We start from the raw sequence: 25,819 nt of genomic DNA, 5'->3' as shown, positions 1-25,819 counted from the left end.
TGTTTGATTCATACCACATTTTGTGCTAAGATAGGTGCAGTATGGAAAAGTCTGCCTGGAAGAGCGGGTTCGCAAAAGATGGAAAGAAAGGGTAACAGATCAATGGCGAAGAAGAATACATATGATGCAGATAGTATTTCAATATTAGAAGGGCTGGAAGCGGTCAGAAAGCGTCCGGGAATGTATATCGGCAGCGTATCGACCAAAGGACTGAATCATCTGGTCTATGAGATGGTGGATAATGCGGTGGATGAACATCTGGCTGGATTTTGCAGTGAGATCCGGGTGACGCTGGAGCGGGACGGCTCGGCTACTGTGGCGGATAATGGCCGCGGGGTGCCGGTGGATCTTCACGCTACCGGGGTGTCGGCGGCCCGTGTGGTGTATACTACGCTGCATGCCGGAGGAAAATTTGATGATTCGGTTTATAAGACCAGCGGAGGCCTTCACGGAGTGGGCTCGTCGGTGGTCAACGCTCTGTCTGCCCATATGGATGTAGAGATCAGTCGGGACGGCCAGATTTTTCATGACAGATATGAGCGGGGCAAACCGGTGATCGAGCTGGAGGACGGGCTCCTGCCAGTGATCGGAAAGACCAGGAAAACGGGAACCCGCGTAAATTTCCTGCCCGATGACACTATTTTTGAAAAGACCAGATTCCGGGCGGAGGAGATTAAGAGCCGGATGCATGAGACGGCTTACTTAAATCCCAAGCTTACCATTATTTTTGAAGATTTCAGAGGCGAGACGCCGGAGCATATTGAGTATCATGAGCCGGACGGGATCCTGGGATTTATCCGGGAACTGAATGAAAAAAAAGAAGTGATCCATGAGCCGGTGTATTTTAAAGGCGAAAGTGACGGTATCGAGGTAGAGGCGGCGTTTCAGTATGTCAATGAATTCCATGAAAATGTGCTGGGGTTCTGCAACAATATATACAATGCGGAAGGCGGCACTCATCTGACTGGTTTTAAGACTACATTTACCACGGTGATCAATCAGTATGCGAGAGAACTGGGCATTCTGAAGGAAAAAGATGCGAATTTTACAGGGGCGGATATCCGCAATGGGATGACGGCGATCGTGTCGATCAAACATCCGGATCCCAGATTTGAAGGACAGACCAAGACAAAACTGGATAATCCGGATGCGGCAAAGGCTACCGGGAAGGTGACTGGCGAGGAAGTGGTGCGCTACTTTGACCGGAATGTAGAGAATCTTAAGAAAGTGATCGGCTGCGCGGAAAAGGCGGCGAAGATCCGCAAGACCGAAGAGCGGGCAAAGACAAATCTTCTGACGAAGCAGAAGTATTCCTTTGACAGCAACGGCAAGCTGGCCAACTGTGAGAGCCGGGATGCGTCCAGGTGTGAGATCTTTATTGTAGAAGGAGATTCCGCCGGCGGATCGGCAAAAACGGCCAGAGACCGGATGTACCAGGCCATTCTTCCCATCCGGGGAAAGATCCTCAATGTAGAAAAGGCCAGCATTGACAAGATCCTGGCAAATGCCGAGATCAAGACCATGATCAATGCTTTTGGCTGTGGATTTTCCGAAGGGTATGGCAATGACTTTGACATTACGAAACTTCGGTACGACAAGATCATCATTATGGCCGACGCAGATGTGGACGGCGCCCATATATCCACACTTCTTCTGACACTTTTCTACCGGTTTATGCCGGAACTGATCTACGAAGGGCATGTATACATTGCCATGCCGCCCCTTTATAAAGCCATGCCAAAGAAAGGTGAGGAAGAATATTTGTACGACGATAAAGCCCTGGAAAAATACCGAAAAACTCACGAAGGGCCATTCACCCTGCAGCGATACAAGGGCCTTGGGGAGATGGACGCGGAACAGTTGTGGGAAACCACATTAAATCCCGAGACCCGGATGCTGAAACTGGTAGAGATCGAGGATGCAAGAATGGCGTCCTCTGTAACAGAAATGCTGATGGGAACAGAAGTGCCGCCCAGGCGGGCGTTCATATACGAAAATGCGACAGAAGCAGAGTTAGATATTTAACAGGGTACACCCTGAAATTCAATTTGGTACACCCTGAAACGCAATTTGGGACGTAGACCTTTGCAAAAGGTCTACGTCCCCGGATGAGGAGAATATTATGCAGGATACGCAGATTATCAGAACGGAATATTCTGATGTGATGAAGAAGTCTTACATTGATTATGCGATGAGTGTGATTATTTCCCGTGCGCTGCCGGATGTGCGGGACGGCCTGAAGCCGGTGCAGCGGCGAACGCTCTATGATATGTATGAGCTGGGGATCCGCTATGACAGGCCTTACCGGAAGTGCGCCCGTATCGTGGGGGGACACCATGGGTAAGTATCACCCGCATGGAGACAGTTCAATCTATGAAGCTCTGGTGGTGATGGCCCAGGAGTTTAAGAAGGGCATGACCCTGGTGGACGGCCACGGTAATTTCGGATCGATCGAGGGGGACGGGGCCGCGGCCATGCGTTATACGGAAGCCCGGCTTGAGAGGCTGACGCAGGAGGTGTTCCTGGCGGATCTGGACAAGGATATCGTGGACTTTGTTCCCAACTTTGACGAGACGGAGAAGGAGCCTTCCGTGCTGCCGGTGCGGATCCCGAATCTGCTGGTCAACGGAGCGGAAGGCATCGCGGTTGGTATGGCCACCAGCATTCCCACGCACAATCTGGGCGAGGTCATTGACGCGGTCAAGGCGTATATGAAAAATGACGAGATCAGCACCAGACAGCTGATGCGTTATGTCAAAGGCCCGGATTTTCCGACCGGAGGCATTGTTATCAATAAAGACGATCTGCTGGAAATTTATGAGACGGGCGTCGGCAAGATCAGACTCCGGGGAAAAGTGGAGATTGAGGAAGGCAAAGGTGGAAAGCAGAGACTGGTGATCACGGAGATCCCTTATACGATGATCGGCGCCGGGATCGGTAAGTTTTTAAATGATGTCGCCGCCCTGGTAGAGTCCAAAAAGACCAGCGACATCACGGATATTTCCAATCAGTCTTCCAAGGAAGGCATCCGCATCGTACTGGAGCTGAAAAAGGGCGCGGATGTGGAAAATCTTACCAATATGCTCTACAAAAAGACCCGGCTTGAGGATACCTTTGGCGTAAATATGCTGGCAGTTGCGGACGGCAGGCCGGAGACCATGGGGCTTAAGAAGATCATCGAACATCATGTGGATTTTCAGTTTGAGCTTGCCACCAGGAAGTACCGGACGCTGCTGGCAAAGGAGCAGGATAAAAAAGAGATCCAGGAAGGTCTTATCAAGGCCTGTGATGTGATCGACCTGATTATTGAGATCCTGCGGGGCAGCCGTTCTGTGAAGGACGCCAAAGACTGTCTGACCAGAGGGGAGACCGAACATATTACGTTTAAGTCAAAAGTATCAAAAAAAATGGCGGCGATGCTGCGTTTTACCGAACGTCAGGCTACCGCCATCCTGGAAATGCGCCTCTACCGGCTGATCGGACTGGAAATTGAAGCGCTGATGAAGGAGCATCAGGACACGCTGAAAAATATAGCGAGGTATGAGGATATCCTGAATCATTATGATTCCATGGCAGAAGTGATCATGGAGGAGCTGGATCAGATCAAGACGGTTTTTGGAAAAAAGCGGCGGACGAAGATCGAGAATGCGGAAGAAGCGGTCTATGAGGAAAATAAGATCGAAGAGCAGGATGTGGTCTTTTTGATGGATCGTTTTGGCTACGCAAGGGACGATAGACGTTAGCACTTATGAGAGAAATAAAGAAGCGGCGGACGCAGAGAACCGGGGAAGTCATTACCTGTAAAAAATACGGGGGCGGATCTGTCTCTTTACGGACGGCGGGGAAAATGCACCAGATCAAGGTGCTGGATCTGCCCTTTGGCAAGTTCCGGGATAAGGGGAATTCCGGTGGATAATGTGAGCAACTTTGACAGCACAAAGGAAGAGGCGGTCTACCTGTGCGAGGAAGAGACAGCTGCGCTGTTCCATGCTCCTTTTTGCCACCCGGCAGGGGATGGTCCAAGAAGGTGGAAGGCCGGGGATTCCAGGTGGCCCAAGCGGACGATCATGGCCACCAAACTGCAGGCCGGACGACGCGGTGGTGACGGTGGCGCTGATCCATGACAATCAGAACGTGGTGCTGCAGACAAAAGAAGGATATTTCTTAAGGATGTCGCGGGCTGAAGAAGTGTCCAGAAAAAGAAAAAGGGCGCCATTGGCGTACGGGGGATCCGGCTGAAGAAAAAGGATGAGGCTGGAGCACGCCTATCTCTTTGAAGAGGGAACTGAGACGAAAGTCGTTTACGGCGAAAACAGAAGTGTCGCTGAACCGGCTGAAGATGGCAAAGCGGGACGGAAACGGAACCAGGACCCGCGGCTAGGTACAGCATATGGCATAGAAAGAAGGAAGGAATCAGATGATACAGGATATTGCGCCAAAAAGATATAAGAATACATACCGCCCGGCGCCGGCAAAATCCGGGGATTATCTTCTTTGCTATCAGGATCGCAAAGATTCTGATCAAAAAAGAGGATGGAAAGATTCAGTTTCCCACCATTGCAGATGCAAAGGCCGGAGACCCGGAGGTATCTGTTTTCCATTGACGAGGAAGGATTTTATCTGGGGAGACCGGAGGATTTTCCCGCACTTCTGGAGATGGGGTACGGGTTTGAAGATACCTGGATCTTAAGAACGGCAAGACCGGAATATTTCCGGTTTGCAGGGATTACCGGCCGTCAGCTGCAGGAGTGGTATGAGAGCCGGCGTTTCTGCGGGAGATGTGGGAAACCGATGATCCATGATGAGAAGGAGCGGATGATGCGCTGCCCGGCCTGCGGTCTGATGGAGTTTCCGAAGATCTGCCCGGCAGTGATCGTTGCGGTGACGGATCACGACCGGATCCTTATGAGCAAATATGCAGGACGGGGGAATATACTTCTTACGCGCTGCTCGCCGGATTCGCAGAGGTGGGGGAGACCATTGGAGGAGACGGTGCAAAGAGAGGTCATGGAGGAAGTGGGCTTAAAGGTCAAAAATCTTACCTATTACAAAAGCCAGCCCTGGTCTTTTTCGGATACCCTGCTGATGGGATTTTTCTGCGAGCTGGACGGTTCCGATCAGATCCGTCTGGATGAGGAAGAACTTTCTCTGGCAGAATGGGGTTGAAGCGGGAAGATATGCAGGTGACAGCAGACCAGATCAGTCTGACCAATGAAATGATGCTGGCGTTCCAGAAAGGAGAGCGGCCATGAAGGGGCGGGAGGCGGTGAGCCGGAAGGGGAAACTCTTTCCGCTTGGCAGACGGGGGAAGATCCTTGCGGCGCTTGTGCTCTGCTGGATGGCTGTGATCTTTGGCTTTTCTGCGAAGCCCGCAGATGAGTCCTCCCGGATGAGCCTGTCGGTGGGGGCCTTCCTTGGCGCGGTGTGTTGTACCGGAATACGATGACTGGAGCGAGGCCCGTAAGGAGGCTTTTGCAGAGCGGATCGACTACCCCGGTGCGTAAATGCGCCCATGCCGGCGAGTATGCGGTGCTTGGGGCGCTGCTCCTGCCTGCTGGCGCTGGAACAGCGGCTTTCTGTGGGGATAGCGCTGGCAGCAGGCGCGCTCTATGCGGCAGGCGATGAATTTCATCAAAGGTTTGTACCAGGGCGGAAGTTGTCAGTTTACGGATGTGCTGATCGACAGCGGAGGTGTCCTTTTCGGGATCCTTATCATTTTGCTTTTTATCCGTCTGTTTGGAAGAAAAGCAGGGGAAAAAGCCGGGGAAATATGAAAAAGACCTTGATTTCACGGGAAAATGGTGCTATACTTCCTATAGTTGCATAAGTAAATCGGCAGAAGAGTGAACGAAAAGTTCACTCTTCTTTGTTGATAAGGGAGGAATTTTACATTGTCAAAAAGAGAATTTTACGAAGCCAAGACAGAAGAACTTCTGCAGCCGATCGTAGACGAGTATGGATTTGAACTGGTGGACGTAGAATATGTGAAAGAAGGCGGCACCTGGTATCTTAGGTCTTACATTGACAAACCGGGCGGGATCACAGTGGATGGACCTGTGAGATGGTGAGCCGCAGGCTTTCGGATATCCTGGACCCGGGAAGATTATATTGACGATTCTTATATTATGGAAGTCAGCTCCCCCGGGCTTGGCCGGCCTTTAAAGAAGGAGAAGGATTTCCAGAGAAGTCTGGGAGAAGAGGTAGAGATCCGCACTTACCGGATGGTAGATAAAAAGAAGGAGATTACGGGGATTCTTAAGTCTTTTGACCAGGATACCGTGACCATAGAACTGGAAGACAGGACAGAAAAAACATTTGACAAGGGCGAGATTGCGCTGATCCGCCTGGCATTTGATTTTTAAGGGTGATAGGAGGAGATAAGATCATGAACACTGAATTACTGGAAGCGCTCAATATTTTGGAAAAGGGAGAAAGAGATCAGCAAGGAGTCCATCCTGGACGCTATTGAGAACTCTCTGATGAATGCCTGTAAAAACCATTTTGGAAAGGCTGATAACATCAAGCTGATCATGGATCGGGAAACCTGTGATTACCAGCTGTTTGCAGAAAAAACAGTGGTGGAGGATGTAGAGGACTCTCTGGAAGAGATCAGCCTGGAGGATGCAAGACAGATCGACGGGAAATATGAGCTGGGCGATATTGTGCAGATTCCTGTGGAATCCAAATCCTTTGGCCGGATCGCCACACAGAATGCAAAGAACCTGATCCTGCAGAAGATCCGGGAGGAAGAGCGCAAGGTAGTCTATGATCAGTATTTTGAAAAAGAGAAAGATATCGTGACCGGTATCGTTCAGAGATATGTAGGAAGGAACATCAGCATTAATTTAGGCAAGGCAGACGCCATGCTGACGGAAAATGAGCAGGTGAAAGGCGAAGTGTTCAAGCCTACGGAAAGAATCAAGCTCTATGTGGTGGAAGTAAAGAATACCACCAAGGGTCCCAAGATCTTGGTGTCCAGAACACATCCGGAGTTGGTGAAACGACTGTTTGAAGCAGAGGTTACCGAAGTAAAAGATGGTATTGTGGAGATCAAGAGTATTGCCAGAGAGGCGGGAAGCCGTACCAAGATCGCAGTGTGGTCCAACGATCCGGATGTGGATCCGGTAGGCGCATGCGTGGGAATGAACGGAGCCAGAGTCAATACGATCGTGCGGGAGCTGCGCGGAGAGAAGATCGACATTGTCAACTGGAGCGATAACCCGGCGATCTTTATTGAAAACGCGTTAAGTCGCGGCCAAGGTGATCTCTGTAATGGCCGATCCGGATGAGAAGACAGCCAGTGTGATCGTTCCGGATTATCAGCTGTCGCTGGCGATCGGAAAAGAGGGACAGAACGCAAGGCTTGCAGCCCGTCTGACCGGATACAAGATTGACATCAAGAGTGAGACCCAGGCCATCGAGTCCGGAGAACTGCCGGAGAATTATATGGAATTAAGCGAGGGCGTCTATGAGGAAGAGTATGAAGAGCCGTATGAGGACGCTTATGAGGAAACAGACGCTTACGACGAGACAGAGGTTTATGACGAGTCCAGTAGATTACGAAGAGCCGGGAGAAGAGGACGATGAATAAAAAAATGCCTGTGCGCCGCTGTGTGGGCTGCCAGGAGATGAAAAATAAAAGAGAAATGATCCGTGTGATCCGCACGCCGGAAGGAGAATTTCTTCTGGACGCTACCGGAAAGAAAAACGGCCGCGGAGCATATATCTGTCCTACCCGGGAATGTCTGGAAAAGGCTGTGAAAAATAAGGGGCTGGAGCGTTCCTTTAAACAGTCGATCCCTGCCGGAGTGTACGAAATGCTGGAAAAGGAGATGGAAGAAATTGACAGGAAATAAAGCCTTGTCGCTGGTTGGTCTTGCGACCAAAGCCGGAAAGGTTTCCAGCGGAGAATTTTGCACTGAACGGGATGTGAAGTCCGGGAAGGCGGCGCTGGTGATCGTGGCGGAAGATGCGTCTGAAAATACCAGAAAGAAATTTCGCAATATGTGTGATTATTATCATGTACCGGTCTTTTTTTACGGAGATAAAGATACCTTGGGTCATGCAATGGGAAAGCAGTTCCGCGCATCTCTTGCTGTACTGGATGAGGGATTTGCAAAAGGGATCATGAAACATTTGGAGAGGTAAGTGGATTTTAAAACTGCATAGAGGAGGTAGAAAGTATGGCGAAAGTAAAAGTATATGAGCTGGCAAAGGAGCTGGGAGTGGACAGCAAAGAGGTCATCGAGTTCCTTGGCAAAAATCAGATAGAAGTAACAAGTCACAGCAGCGGCATTGAGGAAAGTGAAGCAGAGCTGGTAAGACGTGGACTTGGGAAGGAGGCTCCAAAGAGTGAGGCTCCGGCTCAGGAGAAAGCAGAGGCTCCAAAGAAGAAAAATATCGTGCATGTATTCCGGCCCCAGAATACGCAAAATGCGGGAAAGCAGGGAAGAAGGCCTGGAAACCGCGCACAGGGAGGGGCTATGGGACGCAGTCCGCAGGGAGGTCGTCCGGTGATCCAGGGGAAGCCCATGCAGGTAAATAATGGACGTCCGGCGCGGCAGGCAGCTCCGGCAAAGACTGAGAGCGTCAAACCGGAGGCGAAGCCGGTGAAACCGGCAGAGCCGGCAAAACAGGCGGCGGCTCCAAAAGCAGAGCAGCCCCAGAGAATGGAAAAACCGGCGGAGAGAAGAACGGAGCGGGCAGAAAGACCGGAGAGAAAAAATGAGGGACGTCAGGACAGAGGCGCCCAGACCAGAGAGACCAGAGACGGAAGAACGGACAGACGTCCGGCAAGAGGAGACCGGGAGCAGGGTCGGGATCATGAAAAGGATCGCGACAGAACCCGCGACCATGACAGAGACCGCCGTCAGGGAAGAAAGCCTGGAGAGCGAAATGACAGAAGAAGCGGCGGCAGCATTCCGGCGCCGGCCATGGAAGGGCAGAAGCCGCAGCGTTCCAAAGGCAAGGGAAAAGAAGATTATAAGAAGAAGGATTACCGCCGGGAGGATGAAGAGGAAAGAAGCGGAAAGGGCAAAAAGAAAAATGAGCCAAAACAGCAGCTTCAGAAGCCTCAGCAGAAAGAACAGAAGGTAGAAGAAGTAAAATCTATCGTGATCCCGGAGGCGCTGACCATTAAGGAGCTGGCGGACAAAATGAAAGTGGTTCCGTCGGTGATCGTAAAGAAACTCTTCCTGCAGGGCAAGATCGTAACGGTGAATCAGGAGATTGACTACGAGACTGCAGAGGAGATCGCTCTGGAGTTTGACGTATTGTGTGAAAAAGAAGAAGTGGTGGATGTGATCGAGGAGCTTCTGAAGGAAGATGAAGAAGATGTGTCCAAGATGAAGAAGCGTCCGCCGGTTGTCTGCGTCATGGGACACGTTGACCACGGCAAGACTTCTCTTCTGGATGCGATCCGTCATACCAATGTGATTGACAGGGAGGCAGGCGGTATTACCCAGCACATCGGCGCTTATGTGGTTGATGTCAATGGGGAAAAGATTACCTTCCTTGATACTCCGGGACATGAAGCATTTACGGCCATGCGTATGCGTGGCGCCAGCTCTACCGATATCGCGATCCTTGTGGTAGCCGCAGATGACGGCGTGATGCCGCAGACCGTAGAGGCGATCAACCATGCGAAAGCTGCAGGCGTAGAGATCGTGGTGGCGATTAATAAGATTGATAAACCAAGTGCCAATATCGACCGTGTAAAACAGGAACTGGCAGAATATGAGCTGATCCCGGAAGACTGGGGCGGAAGCACCGTATTTGTACCGGTATCTGCAAAGACCGGCGAAGGTCTGAAAGACCTGATGGAAATGATCATTCTGACGGCAGAGATGATGGAATTAAAGGCCAATCCGAACCGCCGGGCCCGTGGTCTGGTGCTGGAAGCGCAGCTTGATAAGGGAAGAGGTTCTGTGGCTACTGTGCTGGTACAGAAAGGAACTCTTCGCGTGGGCGACGCCATTGCGGCAGGAAGCGCCCACGGCAAAGTCCGCGCAATGATGGATGATAAGGGAAGAAGAGTCAAAGAAGCCGGACCTTCTGTTCCGGTAGAGATCCTGGGCTTAAATGACGTGCCCAATGCCGGCGAAGTATTTGTATGCTGTGCCAATGAAAAAGAGGCAAGACATTTTGCCGATACCTTTATCTCACAGGGCAAAGTGAAGCTTCTGGAAGAGACCAAGTCCAAACTTTCTCTGGATGACCTGTTTACACAGATCCAGGAAGGAAACTTAAAAGAACTTGGCATTGTTGTAAAAGCGGATGTGCAGGGATCTGTGGAAGCGATCAAACAGAGTCTTCTCAAACTTTCCAATGATGAGGTGGTAGTCAAGATCATCCATGGCGGCGTGGGAGCCATCAATGAATCTGACGTCAGCCTTGCATCTGCATCCAATGCGATCATCATCGGTTTCAATGTGCGCCCGGATGCGACCGCAAAAGAGACTGCTGAGAGAGAAGGCGTGGACATCCGTCTGTATCGGGTGATCTACAATGCCATCGAGGATGTGGAGGCAGCCATGAAAGGTATGCTGGATCCGATCTTCGAGGAGAAAGTGCTTGGTCATGCAGAGGTACGCCAGCTGTTCAAAGCTTCCGGCGTTGGTACCATTGCAGGTTCTTATGTGCTGGACGGCACTTTTGAAAGAGACTGTTCTGTCCGGATCACCAGAGACGGTGTGGTGGTATACGAGGGAGCGCTGGCATCCCTGAAACGGTTTAAGGATGATGTGAAGGAAGTAAGGGCAGGCTATGAATGTGGATTTGTCTTCCATAACTTTAATGATGTGAAGGAAGGCGATCTGGTAGAGGCATTTAAGATGGTGGAGATCCCAAGATAGGGGTCTTCTCCGCCTGAATGAAAGAAGGATGGAGCATGAAAAAAAGAAGTATCAAGAATACCAGAGTCAACACCGAGGTGCAAAGAGAGCTTAGTAATATTATCCGCAGCGGGATCAAGGATCCCCGCGTAGCCCCCTGGACGTCTGTGGTGGCGGCGGAAGTGGCTCCGGATCTTAAGACCTGCAAGGCATACATCAGTGTGCTGGGGGATCAGGAAGCGCAGAAAAACACCATGGAGGGTTTGAAAAGCGCAGAGGGATTTATCCGCAGGGAGCTGGCGCGCACGCTCAATCTTAGAAATACGCCGGAGATCACATTTGTATTAGATCAGTCCATTGAATATGGAGTAAATATGTCTAAAAAGATTGACGAAGTAACCAAAGGCATGACAACATCGGAAGGTGATGAGGATGTGGAAGAATAGGATCAAAGAGGCTGCGTCAATTGCGATCGGCGGGCATCTGCACCCGGATGGGGACTGTGTGGGTTCCTGCATGGGACTGTATCAGTATCTTAGAGAGAACCTGCCGGAAAAACAGGTGGATGTTTATCTGGAGGAGATTCCGGAAGCTTTTGAACCATGGGTGCCGGCAGGGGTGATCCGACATGAGGCGAAGGAGGAAAAACAGTACGATCTCTTTATCTGCCTGGATTGCGGCGACAAAGAAAGACTGGGATTTTCCATGCCGCTTTTTGACAGAGCGGCCCATACCGTGTGCATTGATCATCATATCAGTAATGAAGGATTTGCGGAAGAAAATCATGTGGTTCCGGAGGCGAGTTCTACGTCGGAACTGGTCTATGGTTTTCTGGAAGATGAGAAAATATCGAAAAAGACAGCGGAACTCCTCTACATGGGTCTTGTTCATGACACTGGGGTGTTTCAGTACACCTGCGCCGGGCCGGCTACCTTCCGGGCGGCGGCAAACCTGCTGGAAAAGGGTGTGGACGCGGCAAAGCTGATCCAGGATACTTATTATGAGAAAAGCTATGCCCAGAATCAGATCCTTGGCAGGGCGCTTCTGGAAAGCATTGTCTTTATGGACGGCAGATGTATTGCTTCGTATATCACGAAGAAGACCATGAACTTTTACGGTGTAACTCCGGTGGACCTGGATGGCATCGTCAGCCAGCTCCGGGTGACGAAGGGCGTGGAGGTGGCGGTCTTCATGTATGAGACCGGCTCCAGTCTTTATAAGGTGAGCCTGCGGTCCAAAGAACGGATCAATGTGAGCAAGGTGGCTGCGTTCTTCGGCGGAGGCGGTCATGAGAAGGCGGCTGGATTTTCCATGGCAGGAACGCCCCAGGATATCCTGACCAATCTGGCCGGGCAGCTGGAAGAACAGTTTGAGCTTCTGGAAGAAGCAGAAGAAGCAGGGGACCGCTCATGATGCACGGAATCCTGAATGTTTATAAAGAAAAAGGCTATACCTCCCACGATGTGGTGGCAAAATTACGGGGAATCCTGGGACAGAAAAAGATCGGACATACCGGGACGCTGGATCCGGACGCAGAAGGGGTGCTGCCCGTATGTCTGGGGAAGGCTACCAGGCTCTGTGATCTTCTGACAGAAAAAGAGAAGACTTACGAAGGGGTACTGCTTCTGGGGATCTCTACGGATACACAGGATATTTCCGGAAAAGTACTGACATCTGCGGATCCTTCTTTTCTGGAAGAAGAACACGTCCGTGCGGCAATTCGGAAGTTCGAGGGTGATATCTGGCAGATACCGCCTATGTATTCGGCGGTAAAAGTAGCTGGAAAGAAGCTGTATGAACTGGCAAGAGAGGGAAAGACCATCGAGAGGGAGGCAAGGCCGGTGACGATCCGTCAGATCCGGATCCTGAAGATGGAGCTTCCCAGAGTGTGGATGGAGATTACCTGTTCCAAGGGGACGTATATCCGCACCCTGTGTCATGATATCGGAGAGGAACTTGGATGCGGCGGGTGTATGGAGTCTTTGCTCCGCACAAGATCCGGGATCTTTGAATTGAAGGACAGTATGAAGCTTCAGGAGATCGCAAGCCGCAAAGAAGAAGGAACGCTTGCCGGACGGATCCTGGCTGTGGATCAGGTCTTCCCGGAAGACCCTGTGATACAGGTGAAGCCGGACTGGGAGAAGCTTGCAAGAAATGGCGGGGAACTTCCCTGCCGGGCGGTAGAAGGATGGACCGCCAAGTCAGACTCTGTGGCAGAGCTGGCAGATGGCTGCAGGGTCAGACTCTATGACAGAGACGGCCGGTTTATCGCTTTGTATGCCTGGAAAGAAGAAAAAAAAGTATTCGGTATTGTAAAAATGTTCTTCCCGGAGCGGGAGGAGCAGATCTGATAAAGAAGGAACAGTCATATGCAGTATATCAAAGAACTGTCGCAATACCAGAGCGGCAGGGAGTCAGCAGTAACCTTTGGTAAATTTGACGGTCTCCACAGGGGGCATCAGAAACTGGTATCAAAGGTTCGTGAGTTAAGCACAAAAGAAAATTTAAACAGTATTGTCTGCGCGTTTGATATGCATCCCTTGTGGAAGGAAAAGGGAATCACGCCTCAGATCATCATGGATCAAAGAGAACGGTATCTGCATCTGGACGGCGTGGTGGATGTGCTGGTGGAATGTCCGTTTACTCCGGATTTCGCAAGGATGCGTGCGGAAGCATTTATTGAAGAGATTATATGCCGGAAACTGCATGCCAGATATGTGGTGGTCGGAACAGATTTTCACTTCGGATATGAAAAAAAAGGAGATGTCCATATGTTGGCGGCATATGCCGAAACCTACGGATATCAGTTGTTTGTGATAGAAAAAGAGCGGTATCAGGACCGCATCATCAGCAGCACTTACATCAAAGAAGTGCTGCGTACCGGAGATGTGGGAAAGGCGGCAGAACTTCTCGGGTATTATTACGGCGCGGACGGCGTGGTGGAACACGGCAGACGGCTGGGGAGAACACTGGGATTTCCGACGGTAAATCTTCACTGGCCTGCGGAGAAGATCGCGCCTCCAAATGGCGTTTATTTTGGAAGGGTCAGGGTGGACGGTTCCTGGCATCCGGCAATTTCCAATGTAGGAGTGAAGCCTACGGTAAGCCGGGACGGCCGGCTTCTGGTGGAAAGCTATCTGCTGGATTATGAAGGGGACGCCTACGGCAAAGAGATCCTGACAGAGTTGATGGCGTTTCACCGGCCGGAACGAAGATTTGAGACAGTGGATGCTCTGAAAGAGCAGGTGGACCGGGATATTGCCTGCGGACGGAAGTTCTTTGAGACACAGAAGCAACAGAAGAAATAGTCTGAAAAAGAGTCTTTACATCTGGTGGCGCCCGTGGTATACTACACAAGTGTGAGCCGATGTTCGGTGGCAGGATCACTCCGACCGCTGCTTAATATCCGGCGTTTATATAAGAAAAAGGAGGAAAAAAACATGATTACAAAGGAACAGAAAGAACAGATCGTAAAAGATTACGGAAGAACACCTGGAGATACAGGTTCACCGGAAGTGCAGATCGCAATCCTGACTGCACGTATCAATGACCTGACAGATCACTTTAAGGCAAATCCGAAGGACCATCATTCCAGAAGAGGTCTTCTGAAAATGGTTGGTCAGAGAAGAGGTCTTCTTGCATACTTAAGAAAGAATGATATCGAGAGATACCGTTCTTTGATCGAAAGACTTGGTCTTAGAAAATAAGAATGGCAAAAAAGACGCCGTGGTTTTAATTGGAACCACGGCGTCTTTTTTGCTGTACTGCTGGTTTGCAGGATCTGTGCAGTATGATTTGCAGGAAGCTTTGCAGGAAATTAAGACTCGTTATTTGATACAAAGAAATGCGGCATAGGCACAGGGGTGTCGGGGTGTCGTTTAGGGTGTCGGTTTTGCAGAAAACCGGCTGTTTTTATATTCAGGAGGATTTGCTATGCCCACAATAACGAAAAAGGAACTCGAAGAATATAGGCAAATGTGCTATGATAAAAACAACGGTAGAATATTAACACCAGATGGGCTGCGACTCATCTGCGATGCGTATAAAAATGACCCGGAAGCCATCGGGAAGCATATGCTGGAAACATTGGCCCGGATTCAAAACAAAGGAGGATGCTGATAATGGATGATAACCAATTAGGCAGAAATATTCAGCATTTACGAATAATCCATAACGAGACATTAGACGAGTTGGGCAGCATTATTCACTGTGCGAAGTCAACGGTTAAGGGATATGAAAACGGAAGTAGAAAACCAGATCTACAAACGCTTCAATTGTTGTCGGCACATTACAATAAGCCGGTAGATGAACTTCTTTATACTGATTTGACCGGATTGGAAAACATATCTATCGATTTAAATTCATCCGCCCATACAACAGAACTGCTAAGGGTGATTTTGCCTTTGTATCGCTCTGAAGAAGCCATGAAAAACCCGAACTTTAAAAATGGATATGACTTATCGCAAAGATTGTTAGAGGCCTTTTCTAATGCGGAAGTACTTTCAGGCAGTATGATTGTAAGGATATTTGAGGCATTTGTTAAGGCTACCGACGAATCAGACTCCCCAGAAGCTGTAGCAAACCTTGTTTGGAGTGTTTTTGTATGGTGGTCCCAGATAGCCGATACAAACAAACTTCTATCATTGCAAAACAAATTGCTCTCCAAAAAATTGAACATTAAAGACTATATGTCGCTCAAGGATACGGAAGACAGTTCTATTACAGAGAAAAAAGCTGGTTTTGTTTCGGATTTTGATGGTATTGTCACTGAAGCGCTGAAAGCCTTAAAGTCGGAACAGGAATGGTCCGATCTGGCCGATTATTATCTTGCTCTGCGTTATGTGGTAGGTATGGTTGATACTGATTTGTCGACAGAAATGAACTCTGCGGTTGGAATGCAGATGATGCTGTCGTTTATGACGCTGGGTAACAGTCACGCCTTTACCTTCTGCAAAGCCTGTCTCTCTGAAAAATGATAGTTCTCAAAATGCGAACTCTGGCTTCTGATATGTATGCTATACTGTGAGTACAAAAGGAACAGGAGGTACGCACCATGAGTGAAAATAATAAATTTATCAGCTGGGTGAAGGCCCACAAAACTGAGCTGATCATCGCAGGAGTCAGTGCCACAGCAATTATCGGGATCATTCTTGGCCTTAAGAACAAGGATGCCATTAAAGAACTGTGGGATGCTCTTGAAAACAGCTTAAGTAAAACACCAGATAAGATATCTGAGCCTGTCACCATAGTGCAAACAGCTCAACCGGTACTTGAGGAAGTTACGCCAGTTCGCCTGTATACTTCTCCACAGGGGCCGTTTGACGTTTGTCAACACATCAGAAATCTATCTGGTGGAAGACATCATTCAATCGAAAAAGCTGCGGAGGCTGCGGCCTTGGGCATAACGCTATTACCGAATCAAACACTTGTAGATACATATACGAAGTGCGCTGCGTAAAGTAAAAAACGCTTCACAGTGAAATCGAGGAGGTGAAAAGAATGCAGATGTGTCCAAATTGCGATCGTGTTTATGATGAGTCCGAATATTCTCGTTGCCCATATTGCCATCCTTACGATGAGGATGATGGCAGAGAAAGAACGGTAATCGTATACGATAGAGGTGAAGGCTGTGCTAAATATGTGCCGGAATCTGAAGCAGAAAAGTACAATTACAAAGATTAACAGAAAAAAGCGCCTCGCCGCCGGAATCAAATCCAGTGGTGAGGCGTTTCTGCGTCTATGGGTTTATGCCTGTACTTCCTGTCCGTGCTTGAAGGTGAAGCGGATATCGTCGATGCTGTAGACGGTGGCATAATCCACCAGCGAGTGCCAGTTTTCCAGTTTGAACTCGGTGAGCGTTTCCGGCAGGGCCTCGAAGCTCTCAATGAAGGCTTCAATGTCGGCTCTCTGGGTCTGCATCTGATATTGTCAAGATTAGTTGACACATTTATCTCAAGGATATCACTGACTATGCTGCCAGTTCCAAATCCTCATAATACTGCCTGCGTTTTATCATGGGAGGAAGCCCGCCATTGGCAGAGCAGATCCTCCGGTTATTCCAGTAGCTGAGGAAGTATCTCCAAATGAGCGCCTTTAATTCCTCTACCGTCATCTGCCTTGTGTCATAGCGGTCATAAAGGAGCTCTGTCTTCATTCTGGCCCACATACTCTCACATCGTGCATTATCATGGCAGCGTCCTCCTGCACGGTTCATGCTTTGATGGATGTGGTGCTCCCGGATGGTCTGGCGGTAAGACTCACTGGTATACTGTGTCCCACGGTCACTGTGGATGATCGCTCCTTCCAATGCGGGATATGCAGTCAGGGCATTTTCCAGTGTTTGGATACACAGATCTGCTTTCATGTTTGTCCCCATTGACAGACCGAGGACACTAAGATCAAAACAGTCGAAAATCGCAGATACATACAGTTTCCCATTGCGCGCCGGGATCTCCGTGATATCTGTAATACATTTTTCTAATGGGGCATCTGAATGGAAATCCCGCTTCAACAGATCATCCGATTTCATGGCTTCCCGGTCTGCCTTTGTAAGTCCATTCGGCTTTCTCTTTGGCCGATGGCTCAGGCCGATCTGATCCATAACCCGGTATACGGTCCGTTCACTGGGTATATGTACGCCCTCCGGCTGCTTCAGCAACAGCGCCTGATACATCCGGATCCGTCCATAAGTATCGTTACATTCATCCTCGCTGATGATTTCTTTCATGGCATCCGCCAGATCCTGGTACTTCCATGGACGGTCTTTGTTTGCGAGATATTTATAGAAGCCCTGCCGGCTGATACCAAGCATCCGGCAATAAAATGAAATTTTCCGGTAATCCTGCCGTCCTCTGTTTTCAAAGCCAGAAATATCATTCTCTGGTTTTTACTGACTTCCGACGGCTGGCGGCGAAAAAAGCGCTGGCTTCCTCTAGAAATTCGTTTTCTTCCTTCAGGCGACGGATTTCTTTATCCTGTTCCTTAACCCGCTTACGCAGCATGGTAATCTCTTCTGACAGGCTCATTGCACTGGCAGGGGTATGGGAACCTTCCCCAATATCCAGCTTACCGGCCCTTACGGCTTTCAGCCATGTATGGATGGTTCCTTCGGGAATCCCTAATTCTTTAGCAGCCTTAGCGCCGCCGATTTCTTTGGCAAGTTTTACTGCCTGTACTTTGTATTCATGGTCATATTTACGTGCCACTTTGAATACCTCCTTATTCTCTTGGTTTTATTATGAAATCCTTGAGAATAAGCTGTCAACTTTTTTTATACCACACCACGCTGCTGGATGCCCATTTCCGTTTCCACATCTCGAAGGTTATATTTCTTGAAGGCGTCCCACTTGTCTGGCGCATGGAACGGTCTGTTTCTGGTACGCTGGCCGTTGGATTTGGTAGGAGCGCAAGGCTGGCAGAAATACTTGATGAGGTCTTTGCCTTCAGTGAGCTTTTGCTTCTCAAGGCCTAAAACGGCACCGACACCTTCCAGCGACAAAGGCAGTCCCATAGTAGCGGCCCAGATCATGGAGCAGCACCAGCTTTCGGGATTTAAGTAATCGCCGGTAGGATAGCCCAAGAAACGAGAGAGGCAGATGCGTTCAAAAGTGGCATTGAAGGCCCACTTGGTGACAGCTTCATCTTCAAGCGCCTGCAGGATTTCCTTTGGAATGTGTTCTCCACAGGCAAGGTCGACGATCTGCACTGGACCGGAGTCCACGCTATAGCCAAAGAGCAGAATTTCAAAATCCTCAGCCTCCACATAACGGTAAACACCAGACTTTTGCAGTGGAGTGCTGCTGTAGGTTTCTATATCAATACTGAGTGTTTTCATGCGTTGTCACATCCTTTCCATACCCAAACAGGGCGACAGATTGCTCCGCCGCCCTGCTGGGAAATCAGGTCATTAGTCGAGGAAATCCTCATCTTCATCCGTATTGAAATCGGACTCAGCGCTGGCCTTGCCGCCGAGAGGCTCACCGTCACGAATCTTCTGGAGATTGTTGAGGCCGCAGGCGATGCCCTTGTTACCAGAGCTATTGAAAGCGTAGAAGGTAATGCTGGCACGACCGTAGACACCGGAGTAAACCTCGGAACGGCTCATGATAGGATTGCGGTCTGCGTCCACGATGCCGGGAGCAGTGGTAGCGTTGGCGTTGATGAAGTATGCATTGGCGTAGGCTGCATCGTCAGGTCTCTCAAGGTCGCCATCACGAAGAGGAGTCTTCAAAATGGAGAGCGCAGGTACGGTCTTACCGTTGCCCTTGAGCTTCGCTTCGCCTTCCTTATAGGCAGCCTCGATAGCAGCCTTAATCTTGGCAACAGTGCGAGTATCGGACTTAGGGATGATAAGGCTCACGCTATACTTAGGAGTGCCGCCGTTGATGGACTTAGGCTCCCAGACATTTGCGTAGCTCCAGCGGGTTTCAGGGCCAGTGATGACCTTCATGGGATTTACAGGTTTTACATTCTTACTCATAATTGTTTTCCTCCATAAAATCAGTTTTTGCATTATTCATGACCGGGCGTTTGTCGCTTTCCGGTACAAGTGTGGGTTTGCCCTGTGGCTTTTCGATATAGGCCGACAGGAGTTCGTCAAATCGGCTCTTGCCGAGCAGCTTCTGCATAGCAGTGATGCCGAGGAGCTTGCGCTCATACGGGTCAAAGCCTGCGTCGGTTACGGTCTGGGTAACAGCAGCCTCATCGGTGTAGCGACGCTTGCTGCGGCCTTCAACCAGTTTGAAGCCGGTCCATTCCTTACCAAAGATAGCCTGCTGGAGTGCGTACTCTTTGATATCGTTGACCCAAGAAACCAGCTGGTCTGCACGGGAGAGAATGACCTCGATCTCTGTATCCTCCAATAGAGGAGGCAGCTTGAAATCGTACTGCGCCAGCATCAGGTTTGCTTCGGCTCTGACCCTGCACTCATGCTTGGCTTTACAGAAGCCACACCACTCGCCGCAGAGGAAGTTTCCGTCACCGGCAAAGGCAAGCTCTGCGGTCGGTTTCAGGACTTCATCAGCCCAGCGGTAAAGGTCATCCTTGTACATCTCGAAAGTGGATACGTTCTGGCGTCTTGGCTGATACACGGTCATTGCCACGGTATCGATGTCGTAAATGGCATCGAACAGCTCCAAGGCACCGAGTGCGTAGCACATCATCTGCGGATTGTTATCTGCTTCCACCAGAACGCCAAGGCCGTGCTTATAATCCACTACACGGAGCGTCCCGTCAGAAATGATGATGGCGTCTGATGTACCAAATCCCTGTTCTACCCAGCAGGAGAAGTCTACTCGCTGTTCGATGAGGACCACTGGATCGGCACAGGTTTCTTTGGCAACTTCCACCAGTTCTAAGATGTAGGAAGCATAGCCGTTGGCGCAGTCCAGCATTTCTTCGTTATACCAAGTCAGATGCTCGGTCGGGTCTGTTGCCTCCATGCCCAGTGCCATGCGGAGTTTGTATTCACAGAGGCTGTGTGCGTCGGTCCCTTCGGCAGCGTAATCGGAGCCTTTGTCTTCGTAGGTTTCACATAACCTTGCAGAAGGCGGGCAGTGCAGCCAGCGATGGGATGAGGACGCTGATAAAATAGCGTGTGCTTTAGGTGGCATTCCCGATCACCTCCGCATCACGAAGCAGCGCTTCATAATTGGACGGGTCCACCTGAGAGAGCTTGCTGGCACCATATTTCTGGAGCAGCTCACGCACTTTTGCTGTATAACCGGCACGGGATTTCTCAGAAAGAACTGCACGTACCTGTTCCAGCGTCAATGCAGGCTTCTGCACCGGTGCGGATGTCTCCGGCTGCTTATCTGTTTCCTCACCGGAAAACAGCTGCGCCAGATAGTTGGCGGCATCAGTAATAGCAGCGGCAGCAGTGCGTAACTCTTCGATGGTCATAGCCATTTCGCTCATTTTGCTCATGTTGTTCACCTCCTGTTCGTGGTGGAGCAGCTTGTTTTCTGCTCCTTACACTCCCTTTTGGAGATGAGCGATGGCTTTTGACGAAGGGAAGGAAGATTTTTTTGAAAAAGTTTCTGACCGCCGGTTTTGCCAGCGGCCAGAGTGCTTGTCTACTTATTAAAAGAAGTCCGGGTATTCCTGCGCCAGCAGCTTCTTTGCTGCCTTGATGCGGGACAGAAACGTGGTGCGAGGGATACCGATTTCCTTGGCGATGGCTTCATCGGAGAGGCCCTGCATGCGCAGCTTACCGATGTTTTCGGCTTCCGGCATCAGGTCAGCGAGGCGTTTGAACAGCTGCTCCAACACGATGCGGTCGGAAGCAAGTTCAGATACGGCCACGCTTTCATCAGCAATGGTATCCATTAGAACAAGGTCATCGTCCTCTTCACCAATCGGTGCATCCAATGAAGCGATGACGTCGGCGTTGCGGTATTCGCAGGTCAAGCAGTCGGCATTGCAGACCCACCATTTATTGCGAGGGCAGCAGCAGAGGCCACGGTCCTGCATTCTGTGACGGTAGGTATCATGGAAGCGGGTATGTTCCTGATAGATTTCTTCGGGTACTTCCTGCCAGCGACGCTGGCTGCGGATGTAGATACGACGGGTTTCTGTTTTACTCTGGTTTTCTTTGTTTGCCATACGATTTACTCCTTTCGGCTGTTAAACCGAAGCGGAGATAACCGGTATGGCTGCCAGTTCTGATTGTCATAGATGGTCACCTCATGCGGATTTCTCCGCTTCATTCCGGTGACCAGCCGTTCGCAAGCTGGCACTCTATATTAAAGTTCTCTCGTCCATCAGCTGCGAACACACCTCGTGGCCACGAAGAAGGTGAGCTGATTTCGGAGAAAGTAGTTTAACGTCTTGCTCAGGACGTTTTTTGTTTTAGTCGTTGGCGATCTGCTCTAAATCGGCGAAAACTTCGCTGTAGTAGCAAGAGGCTAAATCGCTGAGGCTGTGAGCGCCGTAACGACGGAACACAGAATCAACCACGGCTTTGCCGTACTCGGCTGCCACTCTGGAAGCGGCATTCTCGATGTTAATGATCCAGTCTCTCTTGGATAATTTCATGAATTTCACCTGCCTTTCATCGATCTACTAAAAGGATACCAGTCGACAATAACACTTCAAATAAGGTCAAATGCAGGCGAAATAACACTTTTAACACTTCGAATAACGCTTTTTTGAGGAGTGAGTTTTAGTGAGTTTACAACTTGTTAGAACTTTCGATGCCTTTGAAGTGTTGTTTTTTGTGGGTTTATGTGATATAATAAATAATATATAAGTGTAGCTGCGACTTGCAGCATGGAGAAATGAGGTGACGCAGTGGTACTCGAAAACTTTTGTAAAGGGATATATCCATCCTGTCCCACAATCACTAATCGAGAGAATTTCATAGATGGATTGTTTAAGGCAGCAGGTGGAACTGCGTATATATCTGTCAGTTACAAAAGACAGTTGTACAGTGGAGATAAAGTTTTTGTAGAGGCCCAGAAAGCAGATCTTCGAGGCCATGACAATCAGAAAGCGTTGGAAGATTTCTTTTATGAAAACATCGCCGATGGCAAGGTCATGGATGTGTTGTTGGCGTTTAGCGTTCCCGAAAAAAGCGAGCCAAATAAAAAAGTCCTCTCCACAGCCTTAGCGCTGCAGATGAAGGCACTGATTGATTGTGGCGATGACGAAGAAGCTGACGACCTTATATTAGCTGCCTATCAGGAAGCCAAAGCTGCGTCACCAGATAATGAAACGACAGTATCGGTCTTTAAGCCTCTGTATCCGGGTGACGATGTGTATGTAGGCACAAATCCAACATATAAGATTCAGAGCCACCAGACCGTGAGTCACACGTGGTCGATTATGAATGCTGGCAAGGTCATGTGGGTAAACAGAAAACTTGTGTACCGTCGTGGGCCGAAGGATAGACCGGAGGCTGCGCCTTCAGAAATTCCAATTCCGACCGTCAAACCGCAAGAAAGCGTAAAAATAACCACGACCTTTGATGGCCGTGGCTTTGATGGAGTTTTTCATTGTTTTTGGGAGATGCAGGACTCCGATGGAGAAAACTGCTTCCCGAAAAGAGATTCATTATTCTCAGTAACAATTGATGCTAAATTCAAACGCACGTAAGTATGGAGGGAAATAGCGTGAACGAGCAAGTAGTAGAAAAATGGGTAACCTTGAAAGAAGTGCAGGAACATCTTGGTGTAGGCCGTGAAACGATCCTGCAGTGGATTGCAAAAAGAAATATGCCTGCTTACAAGGTTGGACGTCTGTGGAAGTTTAAATTATCCGAAGTGGATGAATGGATTCGCTCCGGTGGTGCCGCAGAAAATGCAAAAAATGAAGAATAAGTCCCAAATATCGGACAGGAGATATGATTTAATTAGTATGGTGCAGTGCAAGTAGCTGCTCATACAAATCAGAAAGGAACGAAAAATTATGGATAATCAAGTGCATAATGCAATTGTTAATTTTATTTGGGGAATCGCAGACGACTGCTTGAGAGATATTTATGTTCGTGGTAAGTATCGTGATGTTATTCTGCCAATGACGGTCATTCGCCGTTTGGACGCCATGTTGGAAGATACCAAACCGGCAGTTCTAGAAATGAAGAAAATGTTGGATGATGCGGGTATCACAAATCAGTGGCCTGCACTCTGCAATACTGCTGGACAGGCGTTTTGTAACGCTTCGCCATTCCGCTTGCGTGATCTTACCAGCCGTGCAAAGAAGCAGACATTAAAGGCAGACTTTGAAGCCTATCTGGATGGCTTTTCACCTAATGTACAGGAGATTCTGGCAAAGTTCCAGTTCAAAAATCAGATCGATACGATGATTGAGGCCGATATTCTCGGTGCTGTCATTGAGAAGTTTATTTCTCATGATATCAACCTCAGTCCTAATCCGGTTTATAAGGATGACTCGAAAACACAAATCAAGCTGCCTGCATTGGATAACCACGGTATGGGTACCGTCTTTGAAGAATTGGTTAGGAGATTCAATGAGGCAAACAATGAAGAGGCTGGTGAACACTGGACTCCCCGTGACGTTGTTGATTTAATGGCCGATTTAGTTGTTCTTCCCATTGCCGACAGATTGATGGATGCAACTTATTCCTGTTATGACGGAGCTTGTGGTACGGGTGGTATGCTCACAGTGGCTCAAGACAGACTTTTAACTTTAGCGAAGCGTCGAGGAAAGGAAGTTTCTATTCATTTATTTGGTCAGGAAGTACAGCCGGAAACCTACGCTATTTGTAAGGCAGACATGCTTTTGAAAGGTGACGGCGAACAGGCTGAACACATTGCATACGGCTCTACTCTTTCCGCAGATGGCCATGCTACTCGTCAGTTCGACTTTATGTTGGCAAATCCGCCTTACGGAAAAAGCTGGAAAACTGATGCTGAAAAAATGGGTGGCAAAAAAGATATTCTGGATAGCCGATTTAATGCATACCTCGAAGATGGAACTCAGCTGGTTATGTTGCCCAAAGTTAGTGACGGCCAGTTGTTATTCCTATTAAATAATGTAGCAAAAATGAAAAAAGACACTCCTCTGGGAAGCCGTATTGCAGAAGTACATAACGGTTCTTCATTGTTTACTGGTGATGCTGGTAGTGGCGAAAGTAATGCTCGAAGATTTCTTTTCGAGAATGATTTGGTAGAAGCTATTATTGCTCTCCCAGATGGCATGTTTTACAACACTCCGTTAGGGACATTTATCTGGGTGTTGTCAAATAAAAAAACAGAAGAAAGAAAAGGAAAAGTTCAGCTTATTAATGCCACTGAAATGAAGTCATCCATGTGGAAGAATATGGGAAAAAAGAATGCTGAAATTACCCCTGCTCTTAGAAACGAGATTATTCGCATATTCATGAGTATGGAAGAAAGTGCTGTGAGCAAATGTTTTGATAACGACGAGTTCGGTCACTGGAGAATTACCATTCTTCTGCCTGAGTACGATTCAGAAGGAAATGTCAAAAAAGACAAGAAGGGACGCCCGATTGTCGATAAAACAAGAACCAATACAGCAATCGTTCCTTTTAAATACGAGGGTGGGATTGATGGATATATGAAGACAGAAATTCTTCCGTATACTCCGGATGCATGGGTAGACGAAAAGAAAACACTGATCGGTTATGAATTGACTTTTACAAAATATTTCTTTGAGCCTCGACAAATCAGAGATATTGATACAATTGCCGTTGATATCAAAGATGTTGAAATGCAGATGGCAGGAATTTTGAGTGAGGTGTTATCATGAGCGAATATAGAAAGTATCCGGATTACAAAGAAACGGGAATTGAATGGATTCCACAAATCCCCAAACACTGGGAAATGAAAAAGATCAATGATTTGTTCACAGAACGATCTGAAAAATGTTCGGCTTTGGAATATATGCCTCTTTCTGTGACCAAGTTTGGTGTTGTTCCTCAGCTCGATACCGCAGCTAAATCCAAGGATAGTGAAAACAGAAAAAAGGTACTTGCAGGCGATTTTGTTATTAATAGTCGTTCGGACAGGCGAGGATCAAGTGGATTCTCAAAGTATGACGGGTCAGTATCTTTGATTAATATAATTCTTTCGCCGAGAGAGAATACGTCACTATATTATCATTATCTGTTACGTAGCCACACTTTTATCGAGGAATTTTATAGAAACGGTAGAGGTATTGTAGCTGACTTGTGGACCACACGATATAGCGAAATGAAAAACATATATGTGCCATTTCCTACAATCGAAGAACAAAATCAGATTCTTGAGTTTTTGAGATGGAAAACTTCGGTTTTCAATGGATTGATTCCCGAAAAAGCGATTACAAAAGGAAACATCATTGCTTCGAGTAAATCGTTGCTGGCAAGAGAAATGATGTTGATTGATGAATACAGAACGAGTCTTATTTCGGCTGCTGTAACCGGTCAAATTGATGTACGAGATATTATCATCCCTGAGTATGAGTATATTGAGGATGAAGCTGAAGCAGAGGCTGAAGAAGATGAGGGTGTGACAGAGGAGGTGTAA

General features: G+C 48.7%; 27 protein-coding genes and 5 pseudogenes. 23 read left to right on the top strand and 9 right to left on the bottom strand.

Translation table 11 applies throughout. The annotated features are described in order from the left end of the window. The first annotated feature begins 102 nt into the window (after positions 1-102). From ABGT54_RS08225 to ABGT54_RS08135, 19 genes and pseudogenes are all read left to right on the top strand, one after another. Positions 103-2,025 (top strand): DNA gyrase subunit B, encoded by a 1,923-nt coding sequence (locus ABGT54_RS08225; protein WP_346663643.1) that lies wholly within the window; start codon positions 103-105, stop codon positions 2,023-2,025. A gap of 97 nt (positions 2,026-2,122) precedes the next feature. Beyond that, positions 2,123-4,381, top strand: a pseudogene (locus ABGT54_RS08220) (DNA topoisomerase (ATP-hydrolyzing)). Positions 4,382-4,417: 36 nt separating this feature from the next. Continuing rightward, positions 4,418-5,252 (top strand): annotated as a pseudogene (gene nudC / locus ABGT54_RS08215) (NAD(+) diphosphatase). After that, the gene (locus ABGT54_RS08210; protein WP_346663642.1) at positions 5,249-5,446 is read left to right on the top strand and encodes a hypothetical protein; all 198 of its coding nucleotides are present in this window, start codon (positions 5,249-5,251) and stop codon (positions 5,444-5,446) included. The pseudogene nudC and the gene ABGT54_RS08210 overlap by 4 nt, the downstream one beginning before the upstream one ends. Positions 5,447-5,609: 163 nt before the next feature. Then, complete coding sequence (locus ABGT54_RS08205) at positions 5,610-5,774, top strand: hypothetical protein (RefSeq protein ID WP_346663641.1); 165 nt, start codon at positions 5,610-5,612, stop codon at positions 5,772-5,774. A 117-nt stretch (positions 5,775-5,891) separates the two neighbouring features. Then, a pseudogene (gene rimP, locus ABGT54_RS08200) lies at positions 5,892-6,362 on the top strand (ribosome maturation factor RimP). A gap of 23 nt (positions 6,363-6,385) precedes the next feature. Continuing rightward, positions 6,386-7,587 (top strand): annotated as a pseudogene (nusA, locus tag ABGT54_RS08195) (transcription termination factor NusA). Next, positions 7,584-7,856 (top strand): YlxR family protein, encoded by a 273-nt coding sequence (locus tag ABGT54_RS08190; RefSeq protein ID WP_346663640.1) that lies wholly within the window; start codon positions 7,584-7,586, stop codon positions 7,854-7,856. Before nusA ends, ABGT54_RS08190 begins: the two are co-directional and overlap by 4 nt. Next, positions 7,843-8,148: a ribosomal L7Ae/L30e/S12e/Gadd45 family protein gene (locus ABGT54_RS08185; RefSeq protein ID WP_346663639.1), complete on the top strand. Its 306-nt coding sequence runs from the start codon at positions 7,843-7,845 to the stop codon at positions 8,146-8,148. Before ABGT54_RS08190 ends, ABGT54_RS08185 begins: the two co-directional genes overlap by 14 nt. Before the next feature lie 35 nt (positions 8,149-8,183). After that, positions 8,184-10,853 carry a translation initiation factor IF-2 gene (infB, locus tag ABGT54_RS08180; RefSeq protein ID WP_346663638.1) on the top strand — a complete coding sequence of 890 codons (2,670 nt, stop codon included), beginning with the start codon at positions 8,184-8,186 and terminating at the stop codon, positions 10,851-10,853. A 35-nt stretch (positions 10,854-10,888) separates the two neighbouring features. After that, entirely contained in the window at positions 10,889-11,278 is a 390-nt protein-coding gene (gene rbfA / locus ABGT54_RS08175; protein WP_346663637.1) for a 30S ribosome-binding factor RbfA, read from the top strand. Next, positions 11,265-12,245 carry a bifunctional oligoribonuclease/PAP phosphatase NrnA gene (locus ABGT54_RS08170; RefSeq protein WP_346663636.1) on the top strand — a complete coding sequence of 327 codons (981 nt, stop codon included), beginning with the start codon at positions 11,265-11,267 and terminating at the stop codon, positions 12,243-12,245. The genes rbfA and ABGT54_RS08170 overlap by 14 nt, the downstream gene beginning before the upstream one ends. Continuing rightward, positions 12,242-13,183: a tRNA pseudouridine(55) synthase TruB gene (gene truB, locus ABGT54_RS08165; protein WP_346663635.1), complete on the top strand. Its 942-nt coding sequence runs from the start codon at positions 12,242-12,244 to the stop codon at positions 13,181-13,183. The genes ABGT54_RS08170 and truB overlap by 4 nt, the downstream gene beginning before the upstream one ends. 18 nt (positions 13,184-13,201) lie before the next feature. Further along, the gene (locus tag ABGT54_RS08160; RefSeq protein ID WP_346663634.1) at positions 13,202-14,140 is read left to right on the top strand and encodes a bifunctional riboflavin kinase/FAD synthetase; all 939 of its coding nucleotides are present in this window, start codon (positions 13,202-13,204) and stop codon (positions 14,138-14,140) included. Positions 14,141-14,272: 132 nt separating this feature from the next. Further along, on the top strand, positions 14,273-14,539 hold the full coding sequence (rpsO, locus tag ABGT54_RS08155) for a 30S ribosomal protein S15 (RefSeq protein ID WP_346663633.1): 267 nt from the start codon (positions 14,273-14,275) through the stop codon (positions 14,537-14,539). A gap of 226 nt (positions 14,540-14,765) precedes the next feature. Continuing rightward, positions 14,766-14,951, top strand: coding sequence for a cytochrome C (locus ABGT54_RS08150; RefSeq protein ID WP_346663632.1), 186 nt, complete (start codon positions 14,766-14,768; stop codon positions 14,949-14,951). A gap of 2 nt (positions 14,952-14,953) precedes the next feature. Beyond that, positions 14,954-15,808 carry a helix-turn-helix transcriptional regulator gene (locus tag ABGT54_RS08145; protein ID WP_346663631.1) on the top strand — a complete coding sequence of 285 codons (855 nt, stop codon included), beginning with the start codon at positions 14,954-14,956 and terminating at the stop codon, positions 15,806-15,808. A gap of 77 nt (positions 15,809-15,885) precedes the next feature. Further along, positions 15,886-16,290, top strand: coding sequence for a hypothetical protein (locus ABGT54_RS08140; RefSeq protein WP_346663630.1), 405 nt, complete (start codon positions 15,886-15,888; stop codon positions 16,288-16,290). 41 nt (positions 16,291-16,331) lie between these two features. Continuing rightward, positions 16,332-16,514, top strand: a complete 183-nt coding sequence (locus tag ABGT54_RS08135) for a hypothetical protein (protein ID WP_346663629.1) — start codon at positions 16,332-16,334, stop codon at positions 16,512-16,514. Between the two features lie 63 nt (positions 16,515-16,577). Here the strand turns inward: ABGT54_RS08135 and ABGT54_RS08130 are convergent, their stop codons facing one another. The 9 genes and pseudogenes from ABGT54_RS08130 to ABGT54_RS08090 form a co-directional block, all read right to left on the bottom strand. Further along, positions 16,578-16,751 carry a hypothetical protein gene (locus tag ABGT54_RS08130; RefSeq protein ID WP_346663628.1) on the bottom strand — a complete coding sequence of 58 codons (174 nt, stop codon included), beginning with the start codon at positions 16,749-16,751 and terminating at the stop codon, positions 16,578-16,580. A 49-nt stretch (positions 16,752-16,800) separates the two neighbouring features. Next, complete coding sequence (locus tag ABGT54_RS08125) at positions 16,801-17,643, bottom strand: IS3 family transposase (protein WP_346663627.1); 843 nt, start codon at positions 17,641-17,643, stop codon at positions 16,801-16,803. 61 nt (positions 17,644-17,704) lie between these two features. Next, a complete protein-coding gene (locus ABGT54_RS08120; protein WP_055159092.1) occupies positions 17,705-18,037 on the bottom strand; it encodes a transposase in 333 nt (110 codons plus the stop codon). A 77-nt stretch (positions 18,038-18,114) separates the two neighbouring features. Then, positions 18,115-18,666, bottom strand: a pseudogene (locus ABGT54_RS08115) (hypothetical protein); the annotation flags it as partial. Positions 18,667-18,738: 72 nt separating this feature from the next. Then, on the bottom strand, positions 18,739-19,311 hold the full coding sequence (locus tag ABGT54_RS08110; RefSeq protein WP_346663626.1) for a DUF2815 family protein: 573 nt from the start codon (positions 19,309-19,311) through the stop codon (positions 18,739-18,741). Beyond that, a complete protein-coding gene (locus tag ABGT54_RS08105) occupies positions 19,304-20,443 on the bottom strand; it encodes a DUF2800 domain-containing protein (RefSeq protein ID WP_346663625.1) in 1,140 nt (379 codons plus the stop codon). The genes ABGT54_RS08110 and ABGT54_RS08105 overlap by 8 nt, the downstream gene beginning before the upstream one ends. Next, a complete protein-coding gene (locus ABGT54_RS08100; protein ID WP_346663624.1) occupies positions 20,433-20,756 on the bottom strand; it encodes a DNA ligase in 324 nt (107 codons plus the stop codon). Before ABGT54_RS08100 ends, ABGT54_RS08105 begins: the two co-directional genes overlap by 11 nt. A 156-nt stretch (positions 20,757-20,912) precedes the next feature. Next, on the bottom strand, positions 20,913-21,434 hold the full coding sequence (locus tag ABGT54_RS08095) for a sigma-70 family RNA polymerase sigma factor (protein WP_346663623.1): 522 nt from the start codon (positions 21,432-21,434) through the stop codon (positions 20,913-20,915). A 246-nt stretch (positions 21,435-21,680) separates the two neighbouring features. After that, positions 21,681-21,866, bottom strand: coding sequence for a hypothetical protein (locus ABGT54_RS08090; protein ID WP_195484610.1), 186 nt, complete (start codon positions 21,864-21,866; stop codon positions 21,681-21,683). A 255-nt stretch (positions 21,867-22,121) separates the two neighbouring features. Between ABGT54_RS08090 and ABGT54_RS08085 the strand changes: the two genes are divergently transcribed. The 4 genes from ABGT54_RS08085 to ABGT54_RS08070 all read left to right on the top strand — a co-directional run bounded on the left by ABGT54_RS08085 (position 22,122) and on the right by ABGT54_RS08070 (position 25,819). Then, positions 22,122-22,925, top strand: coding sequence for a hypothetical protein (locus tag ABGT54_RS08085; RefSeq protein ID WP_346663622.1), 804 nt, complete (start codon positions 22,122-22,124; stop codon positions 22,923-22,925). Between the two features lie 17 nt (positions 22,926-22,942). Continuing rightward, positions 22,943-23,149 carry a helix-turn-helix domain-containing protein gene (locus ABGT54_RS08080; protein ID WP_346663621.1) on the top strand — a complete coding sequence of 69 codons (207 nt, stop codon included), beginning with the start codon at positions 22,943-22,945 and terminating at the stop codon, positions 23,147-23,149. A gap of 88 nt (positions 23,150-23,237) precedes the next feature. After that, the gene (locus ABGT54_RS08075) at positions 23,238-25,061 is read left to right on the top strand and encodes a class I SAM-dependent DNA methyltransferase (protein WP_346663620.1); all 1,824 of its coding nucleotides are present in this window, start codon (positions 23,238-23,240) and stop codon (positions 25,059-25,061) included. Continuing rightward, entirely contained in the window at positions 25,058-25,819 is a 762-nt protein-coding gene (locus tag ABGT54_RS08070; protein ID WP_346663619.1) for a restriction endonuclease subunit S, read from the top strand. Before ABGT54_RS08075 ends, ABGT54_RS08070 begins: the two co-directional genes overlap by 4 nt.

Source organism: uncultured Merdimonas sp., assembly GCF_963929015.1.
Taxonomy (GTDB): domain Bacteria; phylum Bacillota; class Clostridia; order Lachnospirales; family Lachnospiraceae; genus Merdimonas.
This window is presented reverse-complemented; position numbering and strand designations above follow the sequence as displayed.

Coding starts and splice junctions, on each gene's coding strand:
- ABGT54_RS08225 (WP_346663643.1), top strand. CDS start 103: ATGGCGAAGAAGAATACATATGATGCAGATAGTATTTCAATATTAGAA.
- ABGT54_RS08210 (WP_346663642.1), top strand. CDS start 5,249: ATGAAGGGGCGGGAGGCGGTGAGCCGGAAGGGGAAACTCTTTCCGCTT.
- ABGT54_RS08205 (WP_346663641.1), top strand. CDS start 5,610: ATGCGGCAGGCGATGAATTTCATCAAAGGTTTGTACCAGGGCGGAAGT.
- ABGT54_RS08190 (WP_346663640.1), top strand. CDS start 7,584: ATGAATAAAAAAATGCCTGTGCGCCGCTGTGTGGGCTGCCAGGAGATG.
- infB (WP_346663638.1), top strand. CDS start 8,184: ATGGCGAAAGTAAAAGTATATGAGCTGGCAAAGGAGCTGGGAGTGGAC.
- rbfA (WP_346663637.1), top strand. CDS start 10,889: ATGAAAAAAAGAAGTATCAAGAATACCAGAGTCAACACCGAGGTGCAA.
- ABGT54_RS08170 (WP_346663636.1), top strand. CDS start 11,265: ATGTGGAAGAATAGGATCAAAGAGGCTGCGTCAATTGCGATCGGCGGG.
- truB (WP_346663635.1), top strand. CDS start 12,242: ATGATGCACGGAATCCTGAATGTTTATAAAGAAAAAGGCTATACCTCC.
- ABGT54_RS08160 (WP_346663634.1), top strand. CDS start 13,202: ATGCAGTATATCAAAGAACTGTCGCAATACCAGAGCGGCAGGGAGTCA.
- rpsO (WP_346663633.1), top strand. CDS start 14,273: ATGATTACAAAGGAACAGAAAGAACAGATCGTAAAAGATTACGGAAGA.
- ABGT54_RS08150 (WP_346663632.1), top strand. CDS start 14,766: ATGCCCACAATAACGAAAAAGGAACTCGAAGAATATAGGCAAATGTGC.
- ABGT54_RS08145 (WP_346663631.1), top strand. CDS start 14,954: ATGGATGATAACCAATTAGGCAGAAATATTCAGCATTTACGAATAATC.
- ABGT54_RS08140 (WP_346663630.1), top strand. CDS start 15,886: ATGAGTGAAAATAATAAATTTATCAGCTGGGTGAAGGCCCACAAAACT.
- ABGT54_RS08135 (WP_346663629.1), top strand. CDS start 16,332: ATGCAGATGTGTCCAAATTGCGATCGTGTTTATGATGAGTCCGAATAT.
- ABGT54_RS08130 (WP_346663628.1), bottom strand. CDS start 16,751: ATGCAGACCCAGAGAGCCGACATTGAAGCCTTCATTGAGAGCTTCGAG.
- ABGT54_RS08125 (WP_346663627.1), bottom strand. CDS start 17,643: ATGCTTGGTATCAGCCGGCAGGGCTTCTATAAATATCTCGCAAACAAA.
- ABGT54_RS08110 (WP_346663626.1), bottom strand. CDS start 19,311: ATGAGTAAGAATGTAAAACCTGTAAATCCCATGAAGGTCATCACTGGC.
- ABGT54_RS08105 (WP_346663625.1), bottom strand. CDS start 20,443: ATGCCACCTAAAGCACACGCTATTTTATCAGCGTCCTCATCCCATCGC.
- ABGT54_RS08100 (WP_346663624.1), bottom strand. CDS start 20,756: ATGAGCAAAATGAGCGAAATGGCTATGACCATCGAAGAGTTACGCACT.
- ABGT54_RS08095 (WP_346663623.1), bottom strand. CDS start 21,434: ATGGCAAACAAAGAAAACCAGAGTAAAACAGAAACCCGTCGTATCTAC.
- ABGT54_RS08090 (WP_195484610.1), bottom strand. CDS start 21,866: ATGAAATTATCCAAGAGAGACTGGATCATTAACATCGAGAATGCCGCT.
- ABGT54_RS08075 (WP_346663620.1), top strand. CDS start 23,238: ATGGATAATCAAGTGCATAATGCAATTGTTAATTTTATTTGGGGAATC.
- ABGT54_RS08070 (WP_346663619.1), top strand. CDS start 25,058: ATGAGCGAATATAGAAAGTATCCGGATTACAAAGAAACGGGAATTGAA.